Source organism: Wenzhouxiangella sp. 15190 (assembly GCF_003417465.1).
Classification (GTDB): Bacteria; Pseudomonadota; Gammaproteobacteria; order Xanthomonadales; family Wenzhouxiangellaceae; genus Wenzhouxiangella.
In genome coordinates, this window is sequence record NZ_QVMV01000052.1 from 153,382 (window position 1) to 167,925 (window position 14,544).

Sequence of the window (14,544 nt, forward strand, 5' to 3'; positions counted from 1 at the left end):
GTTTCAGGAAAAGACAGATCGAAGCCCGCCCCTGAAACCTGAAACCTACTTTTAGTAATCCAGGTTCGGCCGAAGGAACTTCTCCGCCTGCGCCACGCTGACGCCCTTGCGTCGGGCGTAGTCTTCCACCTGGTCCTTGCCCAGCTTGCCGACGACGAAATACTTGCTGTCGGGGTGACCGAAGTAGTAGCCGCTGACCGCCGCCATCGGTTTCATGGCGAAACCCTCGGTCAGTTCCACGCCGATGTTGTCGGTCACCGCCATCAGCCGGAACAGCTTCTCCTTCTCGCTGTGGTCGGGGCAGGCCGGGTAACCGGGCGCGGGACGGATGCCGCGGTACTTCTCCCGGATCAGATCCCGGTTGTCGAGTGCCTCGTCGGCGGCATAGCCCCAGAGTTCGCGCCGGACCTTCTGGTGCAGCGCCTCGGCCAGTGCCTCCGCCAGGCGGTCGGCCATCGATTGCAGCAGGATGCGGCTGTAGTCGTCGGTTTCCGGGAACTGCTCGAGCGCTTCTTCGAGGCCGATGCCGGTGGTGACCGCGAAGAGTCCGGCCCAGTCGTCGATACCGCTGCCGGCCTCGGCCACGAAATCGGACAGGCACAGGTTGGCCGAGGGTTTTTCGGCCTGCTGGCGCAGCATGACCATGCGCTCCATGACCTCGCTGCGTGATTCGTCGGTATAGAAAAGTACGTCGTCACCGTCACGTGCGGCCGGCCACAGCGCGCAGATGGCGCGTGCGGTCAACCAGTCGTTGTCGACGATGCGCTGGAGCATGTCCTGACCGTCCTGGAACAGGCTGCGAGCGGCCTCACCGACCTGTTCATCCTCGAGTATGTCGGGATAGCGCCCCTTGAGTTCCCAGGTCTGGAAGAAGGGGGTCCAGTCGATATAGTCCACCAGCTCGGCCAGCGGCCAGTCGTCATAGACATGCAGTCCCGGTTGCTTCGGGGCTTCCGGGCGGTGTTCGCTCCAGTCCGGGCTAAAGGCATTGTCGCGGGCGGCCTCGATGGAGATCAGCGGCTTGCGGCGGCGGCCCTTGGCGCTGCGTTCCCGGTATTCCTCGTAATCGGACCGAATGTCGGCGGCATAGCCGTCGCGGTGTTGCTTGCTGGCGAGCTTGCGCACGACGTCGACCGAGCGTGAGGCGTCCTTGACCCAGCACACCGGGCCCGGGTAGGCCGGGTCGATCTTCAGTGCGGTATGCGCACGCGATGTCGTCGCCCCGCCGATCAGCAGCGGCAGCCCGAACTTCGCCTCGTTCATCGCCTCGGCGACATTGACCATCTCATCGAGCGAGGGCGTGATCAGGCCCGACAGGCCGATGATGTCGGCTTCGGAGCTGCGCGCCTCGTCGAGAATCTTCTCGGCCGGCACCATCACGCCCAGGTCGTGGACGTCGAAGCCGTTGCAGGCCAGCACCACGCCGACGATGTTCTTGCCGATATCGTGAACGTCGCCTTTGACGGTGGCCAGCAGGACCTTGCCTTTTTTCTCCTTGGTGGTCTGCTCGGCCTCGAGGTAGGGTACGAGGTGGGCCACGGCCTTTTTCATCACGCGCGCGGACTTGACGACCTGCGGCAGGAACATCTTGCCGTCTCCGAAAAGGTCGCCGACGTAGTTCATGCCGTCCATCAAGGGGCCTTCGATGACCTCCAGCGAGGTATCGAACTGCTGCCGCGCCTCCTCGGTGTCGTCGACGACATGCTTGTCGATGCCCTTGACCAGGCTGTACTTGAGTCTTTCGGCGACCGGCTTCTCACGCCAGGCCTCGTCCTTCTCTTCCTTCTTGCCGTCGCCCTTGAACTTGCTGGCAGCATCCAGCAGGCGTTCGGTGGCATCGCTTCGGCGGTTGAGGACAACGTCCTCGACCAGCTCGCGCAATTCGGGGTCGATGTCGTCGTAGACCGCCAGCTGGCCGGCGTTGACGATACCCATGTCCATGCCGGCTTTGGTGGCGTGGTAGAGGAACACCGAGTGCATGGCCTCGCGTACCGGGTTGTTGCCGCGGAACGAGAAGGACATGTTGGATACGCCGCCGGAAATGTGGCAGTCGGGAAAGCGCTTCTTGAGCGTCTTCGCGGCCTCGATGAACTCGACCGAATAGTTGTCGTGCTCCTCGATGCCCGTGGCGACCGGGAAGATGTTGGGGTCGAAGATGATGTCCTTGGGCGGGTAGCCCGCTTGCTCGGTCAACAGCTTGTAGGCACGTGCCAGGCATTCGACCATGTGCTCGGCATTGTCGGCCTGGCCTTCCTCGTCGAAGGCCATGACCACCACGGCCGCCCCGTAACGCCGGATCTTGCGCGCTTCCTCCAGGAAGGCCTGCTCGCCTTCCTTGAGGCTGATCGAGTTGACCACGCCCTTGCCCTGGAGGCAGCGCAGCCCGGCCTCGATCACGCTCCATTTGGACGAATCGATCATGACCGGTACGCGGGCGATGTCCGGTTCAGCCGCGATCAGGTTGAGAAAGTCGACCATCGCCTGTTCGGAGTCGAGCAGGCCCTCGTCCATGTTGACGTCGATGATCTGCGCGCCGTTCTCGACTTGTTGCAGGGCGACCTCGACGGCTTCCTCGTATTTTTCATCGGCGATCAGGCGCTTGAAACGCGCCGAGCCGGTGACATTGGTGCGCTCGCCGATATTGACGAAATTCAGCTCGGGTGTGATCACCAGCGGTTCGAGACCGCTCAGTCGCGTGTAGCGATGTTTCGGTTCCTGTTCGCTCATGCCGCCTTCTGTTGTCGGATGGGACGGGGGGAATGACCATCGATCACCTCGGCGATCGCGGCCAGATGTTCGGGCGTGGTGCCGCAGCAACCGCCGATAATGTTGACCAGGCCGTCGCGAGCGTAGGCTTCGACGATCTCGGCCATTTCCTCTGCTGTCTGGTCGTATTCGCCGAACTCGTTGGGCAGGCCCGCGTTGGGATGAGCCGAGACCAGGCAATCGGCCATGCGAGACAGGGCCTTGATATGGGGCTTGAGCTGGTCGGCACCCAGGGCGCAGTTGAAACCCACCGAGAACGGCTCGCCATGCTCGATCGAGATGTAGAAGGCCTCGGGCGTCTGCCCCGACAGGGTGCGGCCCGAAGCGTCGGTGATGGTGCCGGAGATCATCAGCGGCCAGCGCTCGCCGCGCCGCTCGAACTCCTCGTAAACAGCATAGATTGCCGCCTTGGCGTTGAGCGTGTCGAAGATGGTCTCGATCAGGATCAGGTCGGCGCCGCCGTCGAGCAGGCCGCGCGCGGCTTCCGTGTAGGCCTCGACCAGCTTGGCGAAATCGATGTTGCGGTAGCCCGGGCTGGAAACGTCCGGGGAAATGGAGGCGGTGCGATTGGTCGGCCCGATCACACCCACCGCATAGCGCGGACGGCCGGTTTTCTCGGCCGACTCGTCGCAGGCCTGGCGGGCCAGTTTCGCCGCTTTACGGTTGATCTCCTCCGACAATTCCTCCAGCGCATAGTCGGCCTGGCTGATGCGGTTGGCGTTGAACGTGTTGGTCTCGATCAGGTCGCAGCCCACCTCGAGAAAGTCCTGGTGGATGCGTGTGACCAGATCCGGTTTCGTCAGGGTCAGCAGATCGTTGTTGCCCTTGAGGTCGTCGGCGTGATCGCTAAATCGTTCGCCGCGGAACGCGGCTTCGTCGAGCTGCTCGTTCTGAATCATGGTGCCCATGGCACCGTCGAGCAGCAGGATGCGTTCACCAAGGGCGTCGAACAGCGCTTCGACGCGGTCGGGGTTATGCCATTTCAGGCTCATGATTTCTCCGCGAGAAAGGTGATGATTTCGAAGTTCGGGGTCTTGCGTTCGACCGAGGTGACGTCGCAGAACTCGGTCTGCAGCGCGGCCTTCTTCAACATGGCCGACAGTTGCTTCGGCGTGAAACCATTGTTGGCGTGGCCGAAGTTCTTGACCTGGGCACTGTGGCGATGCTTGCTGAGCGTTGCTCCCACCAGGCGGCCGCCGGGCTTGATCGTTCGCGCCGCTTCGGTGAGCGCCTTCTGTGGCTGGTCGCTGTAGGTCAGGGCGTGCATCATCAGGACGCTGTCGAAGACCTTGTCGTCGAAAGGCAGGGCATGCATGTCGCCGAGATGGAACTGGACGTTGGCAAAGGGTTTGACGCGCTCACGGCCGGCGGCGACGACCTTCTCCGAAACATCAACGCAGTCGATGGACTTAGCCTGGCGGGCCAGCAGTTCGCCCATCACCCCGTCGCCGGAGGCAATGTCGAGCACGCGGCCGAGCGAGAGCAGCTGCACCAGTGCGCGAGTCGTCGCCTCCCAGGTCCGCCCCGGCGAATAGTGGCGTTCCATGTCGCCGGCAACCGTGTCCGGCCAGTTGCGCCCCAGCGCTCGCTGCGCCATGATTTCGGGCAGTCTCTCGGCGTCGGCGGCCACTACGGCGTCGTCCAGATCGTCGCGGAAAAGCGCCCAGAGCCGGTGCAGCTCGGGGTTGTCTTCGGGATTGCCCAGCCGGTAGTAGACGGATACACCGTCGCGTCGGTCGACTACCAGCCCGGCCTCGCGCAGCCGTGCCAGGTGCGTGGACACGCGCGGCTGAGCCAAGCGCGTGATCTGCGCCAGCTCGGCTACCGTCAGTTCCTCGGTTTCGAGTAGCGCCAGCAGCCGCAGCCGGGTGGCATCCCCCAACAGGCTGCAGTGCCTTCCGACACGGTCCAGGTCGATAACTATATCCTTTTATCGCGATTGAAAGATATAGCATAGCCTAGCCCGAACTACGGGGGCTTTCAAGCGAAGGTTGGTCTGATTTCAGGAGATCGATCGTCTCCCCGTTTAAGCGCAGTTGTCTTTATCGCGCGGCAGCGGGGCGAATTGCGGTATCGGTATTTGCTTGCCGGGGGCGGGTCCCGGTGCGGATGAAAGGGGCGCGGCATTCCGCCGCGCCCGTCTCCATTCCGGTCGATCAGCCCTTCCAGGCGTAATCGCTGAAAGCGTCGTCGAGTTCCGGCTTGTTGAGGTGGTTGGAGTAGTTGCTGAGCGTCTTGACGGCCAGCGCGACCACGATCTGCAGGATGTGGTTCTCCTCGTAGCCGGCGTCGAGGAAGGCGTGTACGTCGGCGTCGCTCGGGTTGCCGCGGGTGTCGAACATGCTGCGCGTGAATCGGCTCAGCGCGGCCAGTTTCTCGTCGGGAATCGGCTTGTCCTCGCGCAGGGCCTCGAGCACCTCCGGGGGAACATTGGAGACCTGGTCGGCCAGCATGCTGTGGGCACCCATGCAGTAGCCGCATCCATTGGCGCGGCTGATCGTCAGGAAGACCACTTCCTGCTCGGCCGGCTCGAACCCGGAATGCTCGCGGAACTGCTCGTAGCCATGCATGTAGGTGCTCAGCAGTCCCGGTGCCTTTGCCATGTGCCGGTACATCTCCGGAACGAAACCGAGCGCCTTTTGCGCGCTCTCCAGCAGTGGACGCTGGGCGTCGTTGGCGGTTTCCAGGGTGGGGGTGTCCATTTTGATGGTGTATTCGGCGGTCATGTCATCTCCTGTGTGGCTTGGCTGTCGGTTGTCGTCATGGACCGGATGGTCCAAAAATGAATCAAAAAAAAACGGCGTCATTGGAGTGCCGCGAGCATCTGCCGGGCGGTGGCGCGGGCGGTGCGGCGTCCCACGCCGGATTTCACCAGGGTACGGAGGCCGGCCATGCTGGCGGTCAGATAGTGGGCCAGCGTGGCACTGTCGCGATCGGCCGGGATCTCTCCCCGGGATTGCGCGCGTTCGACACAGGACTGGAGCAGGCCGGTCAACTGCCGCAGACTGCGACGTGCCTGTTCGGCGGCACGTCCATCGTCGTGGCCGAGCTCGGCGGCGGAATTGAAAATCAGGCAGCCCAGCCTCGCCTGCTCCGAACCGGCTGAATCCGCGGCCTCCATAAACAGGTCCTCGAGGAAAGTCCGGGCGGAAGGCGCTGCATCCATGCGTTGTCTCAGCCCAGCCAGCAGATTGTTGCGATAGGCGCCGAGGCAATCGATGAACAGCTGTTCCTTGTTGCCCATGGACTGGTAAAAGCTCGAGCGCGACAGTGCCATCTCGCGCGTCAGGTCGCGCAGCGACGTACCCTGATAACCACGCGCCCAGAACAGGTGCATGGCGGCGTCTCTGGCCCGATCGGGATCGAATTGCAGTGGACGGCCTCTAGCCATACCGGAGATTATAGGACCGGTCGGTTCATAAATCAAGCGAGACCCGGTTCCAGGCCCGTCGTTTCCTTATACGGTTGTTTCGAGTCGCCTGTGTGTCTTGCTGCGGGCCCGGCGCTCGTTGCGGTCATTCCAGGGCTGACCGACGGTCTTGCGCATGACGCCGTCGACGGTGCGCAGCACCAGCAGGTTGTAGAGCATTTTCGAGAGATTGCCCGGTGTGCGCGGGAAGGCGCGTAGCGACATCGAGAAACCGATATCGTGGTACTCGACGAAATGCCAGTAGCCGGGCGGGATGTAGAGCACGTCGCCGTGTTCCAGGTCGGCGACCTGGCCCTGGACTTGCTTGAGCGCCGGGTACTTGTCGTAATCGGGCTGGTCCACGCGGGCATCGAACAGGGCGCTGAAGGAGAATGGCACGCGGTAGAGCCAGGGCGTCTGCTCGGGTGAAAACAGCATCACGCGCTTGGGTCCGCCGAAGTGGCAGAGCATGATGTCGGCCAGGTCGATGTCGAAGTGCAGCTGCACCCTGGATCCCTTCCCGCCCATGAACAGTACGGGCAGCTTCTTGAAGAATTTCAGCCCCACGTCCGGATACTCGAAGTCTTGCTTGAGGTCGGGAATGGTGTTGAAGAAGTTGAAGAAGAACAGCCGCAGGTCGTTTTCGCCTTTCTCCAGCAAATCCATGTATTCGCCCAGCGGCATGCGCGCCGCCGGGGCGTGCTGGTGCTTGTGGTCGCGCGACGGTTTGCTGTCGTAGAGCGGCACGACTACATCGCCGGCGCGCTCCCTGAGGTGCTCGACGGTCCATTTCTCCCGGGCCGGCCACGACTCGGTGAGGCGTTCGATGACTACCGGCCGGGCCGGCTGTTTGTATTCGCGCTGAAACGTCGAGGCATCAACGTTCTCGATTTGATTGACGCGGGTGAGGTCGACCATGACTAGCGAGCGTCCATTAAAAGCTGTCCTTCCAGCGGCGCAGGGCGGCGAAGACCTCGACCGGGTCCTCGCCGCAGTTCGGCTCGTGCTCCCTCACCGCCGCGATCACGGCCGGTTCACGCGAGCGCAGAAAGGGGTTGTAGCGGCGTTCGTCCCCGATCCGGGAGGGCAGGGTGATTTCGCCTTTTTCGCGCAGCGTCTCGGCTTCCCGGGCCCGGGCCTGAAGCGCTTCGTTGTCGGGTTCGACGGCCAGCGCGAAACGGCAGTTCGCGGCGGTGTATTCGTGGCCGCAGAATAGCCGCGTATCGGCGGGCAGGTTGGCCAGCTTGTCCAGTGAGGCGAGCATCTGATCTGGCGTGCCCTCGAACAGGCGTCCGCAGCCGGCCGAGAACAGGGCGTCGCCGCTCAGTACCAATCGGTGCCCGAAGTAGGCGATGTGGATACTGGTGTGGCCGGGCACGCTGAGTATCTCGAAGTGAGCGCCGGGCGAATCGATTTCCACGTGATCGCCCTCGCGGACGGGATGGTCGACTTGCGGAATACGCCGGTCTTCCGGACCGTAAACCGGTACGGCATGCTGCGCGAGAATCTCGTCGATGCCGTTGGTGTGATCCCAGTGATGATGCGTAATCAGCAGGGCGCCCAGGTCCAGACCGTTTTCGGCCAGCCACTTCAGCGGTGGGCCGGCCTCGCCGGGGTCCACGAGCAGGGCGCAGCGACCGTCGTGCAGGGCCCAGACGTAGTTGCTTTCCAGGGTGGGAATGGCGTCGATAGACAGCGGCATGTGCGGCTCCGTCTGGTATCCTTTTCGCGTGTCCGAGAAGCATTCTAACGCGCCCCGCATGCCGGCCGGTTTTTCCGGCCTGCAGCCCCTGGAAACCCGACTGGTCGAGGCCGGGTTCGCCAAACCGCGTCCGAACTGGATTCTCGAAGTCGCGCCCACGGCCAGCGCGTCGCCGCAGATCGAACCGCAAAAAAGTCGTGTGCTGGTCGACGCTGATTCCTGCTGCTGGCCGTTCAGGGCCGAACTCGAATGCTGGCCGCTGGACGACGACAGCGTTCCGGCCGTGCTGCTGCGGCATGTCTGGCAGCCGGCCATTCACGGCGACTTGCTGGGAGAGGCCACGCGCGTGCTCAAGCCGGGGGGCGTGCTGGTATCGGTCTCGGCCAATCCCTGGCATCGCCTGGCCTGGCGGGAGCTGGGGCGGTCAGCGCTGCGTCTTCCGAGCTGGCCGCAGTTCCAGTGGATGCATGTTCGCTGCGAGCTGCAGCTTTCGATATCGGCCAATGTCCAGGTGCGCGGCCTGGTGCCGGGGCTCGTCCCCGTCCTGGTGGTGGTGGCGCGAAAGCCGGCGGAACCGGCGCGCATCGAACCGATTCGCTTCCGACAGCCGAACATGGTCGGCGGCTCGGCCGTACCCAGCCAGTGCCGCGCCGCATGAGCAAGCCGGTGCACATCTGGACCGACGGCGCCTGCCTGGGCAATCCCGGCCCCGGTGGCTGGGGCGTGCTGCTGCGCTGGAATGGCCATGAGCGCGAGCTTTCCGGCGGCGAGGCGGAGACCACCAACAACCGTATGGAACTGATGGCCGCCATACAGGGCCTGGAATCGCTCAAGCGCTCATGCAGGGTGATCCTGACGACGGACTCCCAGTACGTGCGCAAGGGCATCACCGAGTGGATGCCCAACTGGAAGAAAAACGGCTGGAAAACGGCCTCGAAAAAGCCGGTCAAGAACGCCGAACTCTGGCAACGCCTCGACAAGGCGCGCGAACGCCACGACGTGCAGTGGGACTGGATCAAGGGCCACAGTGGTCACCCGGAGAACGAGCGGGCAGACGAACTCGCCAGTGGCGCCGCACGGGCGCAGTGTTGAGTGTGAAGTGTGAAGTGTGAAGTGGGCCGGCCTCATTCGCGCCTTTACACTTCACACTGAACACTTCACACTTTCTCGCCATGAGACAAATCGTTCTCGATACCGAAACCACCGGCCTCGAACCCACGGAAGGGCACCGGATCATCGAGATCGGCGCCCTGGAGATGATCGAGCGGCGCCAGACCGGGCGCAGCTTCCATGTCTACATCAATCCCGAGCGCGATGTGGAAGGCGGCGCGTTGGCCGTACACGGCATTACCAACGAGTTTCTCGCCGACAAGCCGCGTTTTACCGACCTGGCCGACGACTTCATCGAGTTCATTCGCGACGCCGAACTGATCATCCACAACGCCCCCTTCGACGTGGGCTTTCTCGATGCCGAACTGGCCCGGCTGGACTCGCCGGCCCGCGTCGAGGATCACGCCACCATTCTTGACACGCTGCCCCTGGCGCGCGAGTTGCATCCGGGCCAGCGCGTGAGCCTGGACGCGCTGTGCAAGCGCTACGAAGTGGACAATTCCGGCCGCGACCTGCACGGGGCCTTGCTCGACGCCGAGTTGCTGGCCGAAGTCTACTTGGCCATGACCGGCGGCCAGGTCGATCTGGCGCTTGATCTGTCGGGCGAAAGTGATGGCGGTGAGGCCGGCAGCGAGATGACGCTGGAAGTCGATGTCTCGAAACTGGTCGTGCGCGAAGCCGACGAGTCGGAACTTGCGGCGCATCGGGACCGCTTGGAGGCGATCCGGGAGGCGGCCGGCCACTGCCTCTGGCAGGAGGATTAGGGTCCGTCGTCGGTCGCGGCCTCCGCGGCTTCGGGGCCCGGCAATCCGGGCTCTTCCGAGTCAACCAGCAGGGGATGGTCGCGGCCCTCCATCCACAGCAGGATTTCGTAGAAGGTCCGGACGTTTTCCACGTACTGGACCGGCTCGTAGCCGCGCGCATAGCCATAGCGCGTCTGGCTGTACCAGCGCTCCTGGGTGAGCAGGGGTAGTGAATCGCGTACGTCCACCCAGCGGTCGGGATCACCGCCGCGAATCTCGGTGAGAATCCGCGCATCCTCGAGATGCCCGTAGCCGACGTTGTAGGCGGCCAGTGCCAGCCACAGGCGGTCGGGATACTCGATGCGCTCGGGAATGCGGTCGATCATCGAGCGCAGGTAGCGCGCCCCGCCCCTGATGCTCTGCTCGGGATCGACGCGGTTGTCGATGCTCAGCTGCCGGGCCGTTCGTTGTGTAAGCATCATGATTCCGCGAACCCCGGTGTGAGAAACGGCCGACGGATCCCAGTGCGACTCTTGGTAGCCCACTGCCGCCAGCAGGCGCCAGTCCAGGTCGTGGGCAGCGGCCGCTTCTTCGAAGAAGGGGCGCAGGTCGGGCAGTCGCTCCCGGATCTGGCGCATGAAGGTGAAAGTGCCGACCGGCTCGTAGTGGTCGATGTGCCCGTAGTGCCGCTGGCGCAATTCGGCGAGCAGCGAGTCGGCCGTTGCCACCAGGAAGAACTCGCGCATGACCTGCACCAGGGAATCATCGTCGGATCGTTCGGTCGCCCAGGCCAGCGGTTGCGGCTCGCCCAGCTCGAAGGCGGGGCGAATGGCCGGAAAGAACCGGCGATTGAGTTCGAGGATGTTGGAATCGATGATGGTGTAGTCGATCTCCTCGCTGCTGATGTCCTCGAACAGGTCTTCGATACTGGCGTGGGGCCGGATTTCGGGTTCGATCTCGACATCATGACGGTCCAGCAGGGAGCGGTACGCGGTGCCCTCCATCAGTGCCAGCCGACCTTCAGACAGTTCCTCGACCGAGCGGGGACGCGGTGATCCGCGCCGGTAGACCACCGTCGGCACAACCTCCTCGTAGGCCGGGCCGAACCGAAGCCGCGACTGCCGGTCAGGGGTCCGCGTCAGATTGGCCGCGATGAAATCGCCGCGCCCGTCCATCAGCGCCGGGATCAGGTCGCCCACACTGGGTACGGTGACTACCTCGAGCGGCACGCCGAGATAGCGCGAGAACTCGAGCGCAAGCTGGTATTCGAATCCGGTTTCGCCCTCGGCACCCAGATAGTAGGTTGATGCGCCGTTGACGGTCAGCATGGCCAGGTTGCCGCGTGCCTGGATGCGCTCGACCAGTGTCAGGCCGCTGTCCCCGGAAGTGGTGGCGATCAGTATGGTCACCCCGACAATGGCAATCTGGCCGAGCGTTCGAAGACGTTCGGTCAGCACCTTTCGCCAGCCAGGAGTAGCTTGCTCGGTATTTGTTCCGGGGTCGCTCATGCAGGTTCCGGAGATGGGTGGCGAAGTTCGATCATGCTTCCTGCCGCGAAATGGATCATCATGCCCTTTATAGCGGATTTGGCGTGTGAGCTTAAGGCAGAAGCCTCTGCTAGAATAGCCGGCTTTTCCCCAATCGAGCCAACCCGCCATGGCGCGCGACACCCAACCGATTCGAACACGTTTTGCACCGTCGCCTACGGGGTTCCTGCACATCGGCGGCGCACGGACCGCGCTGTTTTGCTGGCTGGCGGCACGCGCCACCGGCGGGCAATTCGTGCTGCGCATCGAGGATACCGACCGCCAGCGCTCCACGGTCGAATCGGTACAGGCCATTCTCGACGGCATGGCCTGGTTGGGCCTGGATGCCGACGAAGGCCCGTTCTACCAGAGCGAGCGCATGGACCGCTACCGCGAGGAGGTTGATCGCCTGCTCGACAGTGGTCGGGCCTACCGCTGCTATTGCTCGAAGGAGCGGCTCGAGAAGCTGCGCGAAGAAGCCATGAATGCCGGCGAAAAGCCGCGCTACGACGGCCACTGCCGTGACCTGGCCGAAGCGCCCGAAGGGATCGAGCCGGTCATCCGTTTCCGCAATCCGCTCGAGGGCGCGGTGGCGTTCGAGGATCGTGTGCGCGGTCGCATCGAGGTGTCCAACGACGAGCTCGACGACCTGGTGATCATGCGCGCCGACGGTTCGCCCACCTACAATTTTGCCGTGGTCATCGACGACCTCGACATGGATATCAACCTGGTCATCCGGGGCGATGACCACATCAACAACACACCGCGGCAGATCAATATCTACCACGCCCTGGACGCCGAGCCGCCGGAATTCGCGCATGTGCCGATGATCCTCGGTGACGATGGCGCCCGGCTGTCCAAACGCCACGGGGCGGTCAGCGTCATGGCCTGGCGAGAGCAGGGCTACCTGCCCGATGCCATGGTCAACTACCTGGCCCGGCTGGGCTGGTCGCATGGTGACCAGGAAGTGTTTTCGCGGCAGGAGCTGATCGAGCTGTTCGACATCGCCGAGGTCAATCACAAGGCTTCGCGCTTTGACACCATGAAACTCAACTGGCTAAACCAGCACTACCTGCGCGAGGGCGATCGCGACCAGGTCCACTCTGAACTGGTCTGGCACCTGCAGCGTGGCGGCCTGCACGCCGAGAACGGCCCGCCGCTGGCGGACCTGATTTCGGTGCAGGCCGAGCGCGTCGAGACCCTGGTGGAACTGGTCGAGCGCAGCCGACCGTTCTTCGAGGATTTCGCCGACTACGAGCACGGCGCTGCCAAGAAGCATTTGCGGCCGGTCGCCGCCGAGCCATTGGAGAACCTGCGCAATCGGCTCGCCGAACTGGCGCACTGGGATGCCGAGCTTCTGCAGGCTGCCGTGCAGGCCACGGTCGACGAACTGGGTATCGGCTTCGGCAAGATCGGCATGCCGCTGAGGGTGGCGCTGATGGGCCACGGCGAGTCACCGTCGATCGACAAGACCCTGTGGCTGATGGGCCGCGAGCGCACGCTGGCACGCATCGACCGCGCCCTGGCCTACATCGCCGACCGCGCCGCTGCCCAGGGCTGAGTTTGGCGGGCAAGTCCCTTAAAACCTTTAAAACGCAAAGACGCTAAGACGCAAAGAACGCCAAGAAAGAAAAATCCATAAAGCAGGTGACCACGGAAGTTGCTGAAAGGCTGGAGTTAACCCAGTTCGCTGATTGTTGGTTTTTATCATTCAATTATTTGTTTTTCTTTGCGTTCTTTGCTACTTCGCGTCTTTGCGTTTTAAAGATTTTCATATTCGCCGCCTGATAGAATGAAGGCATGGATTCGAGCCAGGTCATTCGTGAGGTCGAGCAGCGCTGCAGGCAGCGTGGCCTGCGTCTGACGCCGACCCGGCGGCGGGTGCTCGAGCTGGTACTTTCGGCCGAAGGGCCGGTCAAGGCCTACGACCTGCTCGACCAACTCAAGGCCGAGCAGCCCAACGCTGCCCCGCCGACGATTTATCGGGCGCTGGAGTTCCTGCTCGAGAACCACTTCATCCATCGTCTCGAGTCCCTCAATGCGTTCGTCAGCTGTTTCCATCCGGCCGAGTCCCACCAGGGCCAGTTTCTGATCTGCGACGAATGCCAGACCGTGACCGAGATCCACGATTCCGGACTGAGCCAGCACCTGCGCGATGCGGCCGAGCACGAGCGTTTTCATCCCAGCCGGCAGGTGCTCGAAATCTACGGCTTGTGTGACGACTGCTACGGGGCCAGTCGCTCTTGAGTCGGCGCGAGCGTCTCTATCACCTGCACGACATCCTGCGTCAGCGGCGCACGCCGATTGCCCGCCAGGAGTTGATGGAAGAACTCGGCTGCAGCCAGGCGACCCTCTATCGGCTCATCAACGAACTGCGCGACCACTTGGGCGCCCCGCTAGAGCAGGATCCGGACGGCCGGGGCTTCTTCTACGACCGCAGCCTCGCCGGCAGTTTCGAGCTGCCCGGGCTGTGGATCAGCCCGGACGAACTGCAGGCCCTGCTGACCGCGCGTCACGTGCTGGGCAATGTCCAGCCCGGCTTGCTGGAAGACGAGCTCGAGGGTGTGCAGCAGCGTATCAATCAGCTGCTCGACGCCCAGGGGCTGGATTTCTCGACCCAGCCCGGACGCATCAATATCCGGCATGACGCCGGCCGGCCGGTGCCGGCCGAACTGTTCGAGGATGTCCTTCAGGCATTGTTTAAGCGCCAGCGCCTGGTGATTACCTATCATGGACGCCGGCGCGACGACGTCAGCGAGCGCGAAGTCTCGCCGCAGCGGCTGACCAGTTATCGCGACCGCTGGTACCTGGATGCCTGGTGCCATCGTTCGGAAGGACTGCGCAGTTTCGCCCTGGAGCGCATTCGCAGCATCAGCCGGCTAGAAGAAGAGAGCACCGAGTTGCCGGACACGGAAATTGCGCGGCATTTCGACCAGGCTTTCGGTATCTTCTCCGGCCCGGTCGAACACGAGGCTGTGCTGCGCTTCGGCGCCGAGGCGGCGCGTTGGGCGGCCGACGAGGTCTGGCATCCCGAGCAACGTTCCGAGTGGCGGGACGACGGCCGCTTCGAGCTGACCCTGCCGTTCGGACGCAGCCGCGAATTGATCATGGAGATATTGCGCTATGGCGCCGATGTGGAGGTCGTGGCACCCGATTTCCTGCGCGAGTCGGTGTCGAAGCAGCTCGAAACCGCTCTGGGCTATTATCGATAATGGGTTCCTGAAGGTGTCCCGAGTGTAGGGAGCCTGTCACTGTCGTGTCACGAAAGTGTCACATGACATTGCTGCA

The 14,544-nt window shown here is 63.3% G+C and carries 12 protein-coding genes and 1 pseudogene; 6 read left to right on the plus strand and 7 right to left on the minus strand.

Translation table 11 applies throughout. The annotated features are described in order from the left end of the window. Positions 1-51 precede the first annotated feature (51 nt). The 6 genes and pseudogenes from metH to gloB all read right to left on the minus strand — a co-directional run bounded on the left by metH (position 52) and on the right by gloB (position 7,877). Positions 52-3,758, minus strand: a pseudogene (gene metH / locus DZK26_RS13280) (methionine synthase). Next, a complete protein-coding gene (locus tag DZK26_RS14630; protein WP_258870898.1) occupies positions 3,755-4,648 on the minus strand; it encodes a metalloregulator ArsR/SmtB family transcription factor in 894 nt (297 codons plus the stop codon). Before DZK26_RS14630 ends, metH begins: the two are co-directional and overlap by 4 nt. 274 nt (positions 4,649-4,922) lie before the next feature. Continuing rightward, positions 4,923-5,492: a carboxymuconolactone decarboxylase family protein gene (locus tag DZK26_RS13295; protein WP_116899208.1), complete on the minus strand. Its 570-nt coding sequence runs from the start codon at positions 5,490-5,492 to the stop codon at positions 4,923-4,925. Positions 5,493-5,569: 77 nt separating this feature from the next. Further along, on the minus strand, positions 5,570-6,157 hold the full coding sequence (locus DZK26_RS13300) for a TetR/AcrR family transcriptional regulator (protein ID WP_116899207.1): 588 nt from the start codon (positions 6,155-6,157) through the stop codon (positions 5,570-5,572). A gap of 66 nt (positions 6,158-6,223) precedes the next feature. After that, positions 6,224-7,093 carry a cupin-like domain-containing protein gene (locus tag DZK26_RS13305; RefSeq protein WP_116899206.1) on the minus strand — a complete coding sequence of 290 codons (870 nt, stop codon included), beginning with the start codon at positions 7,091-7,093 and terminating at the stop codon, positions 6,224-6,226. A 16-nt stretch (positions 7,094-7,109) separates the two neighbouring features. Then, positions 7,110-7,877: a hydroxyacylglutathione hydrolase gene (gene gloB / locus DZK26_RS13310; RefSeq protein ID WP_116899205.1), complete on the minus strand. Its 768-nt coding sequence runs from the start codon at positions 7,875-7,877 to the stop codon at positions 7,110-7,112. A 58-nt stretch (positions 7,878-7,935) separates the two neighbouring features. Between gloB and DZK26_RS13315 the strand changes: the two genes are divergently transcribed. From DZK26_RS13315 to dnaQ, 3 genes are all read left to right on the plus strand, one after another. Next, entirely contained in the window at positions 7,936-8,535 is a 600-nt protein-coding gene (locus tag DZK26_RS13315; protein WP_116899204.1) for a class I SAM-dependent methyltransferase, read from the plus strand. Further along, positions 8,532-8,969 (plus strand): ribonuclease HI, encoded by a 438-nt coding sequence (gene rnhA, locus DZK26_RS13320; protein ID WP_116899363.1) that lies wholly within the window; start codon positions 8,532-8,534, stop codon positions 8,967-8,969. Before DZK26_RS13315 ends, rnhA begins: the two co-directional genes overlap by 4 nt. An 80-nt stretch (positions 8,970-9,049) precedes the next feature. Continuing rightward, entirely contained in the window at positions 9,050-9,751 is a 702-nt protein-coding gene (dnaQ, locus tag DZK26_RS13325; protein ID WP_116899203.1) for a DNA polymerase III subunit epsilon, read from the plus strand. Here dnaQ and mltF read toward each other — a convergent pair. After that, a complete protein-coding gene (gene mltF / locus DZK26_RS13330; RefSeq protein ID WP_181918495.1) occupies positions 9,748-11,238 on the minus strand; it encodes a membrane-bound lytic murein transglycosylase MltF in 1,491 nt (496 codons plus the stop codon). The genes dnaQ and mltF overlap by 4 nt on opposite strands. A gap of 148 nt (positions 11,239-11,386) precedes the next feature. Between mltF and gltX the strand changes: the two genes are divergently transcribed. The 3 genes from gltX to DZK26_RS13345 all read left to right on the plus strand — a co-directional run bounded on the left by gltX (position 11,387) and on the right by DZK26_RS13345 (position 14,468). Beyond that, a complete protein-coding gene (gltX, locus tag DZK26_RS13335) occupies positions 11,387-12,817 on the plus strand; it encodes a glutamate--tRNA ligase (protein WP_116899202.1) in 1,431 nt (476 codons plus the stop codon). Positions 12,818-13,056: 239 nt separating this feature from the next. Then, on the plus strand, positions 13,057-13,503 hold the full coding sequence (locus DZK26_RS13340) for a Fur family transcriptional regulator (RefSeq protein WP_116899201.1): 447 nt from the start codon (positions 13,057-13,059) through the stop codon (positions 13,501-13,503). Then, positions 13,500-14,468, plus strand: a complete 969-nt coding sequence (locus DZK26_RS13345; RefSeq protein ID WP_116899200.1) for a YafY family protein — start codon at positions 13,500-13,502, stop codon at positions 14,466-14,468. The genes DZK26_RS13340 and DZK26_RS13345 overlap by 4 nt, the downstream gene beginning before the upstream one ends. The last annotated feature ends 76 nt before the right edge of the window (positions 14,469-14,544 follow it).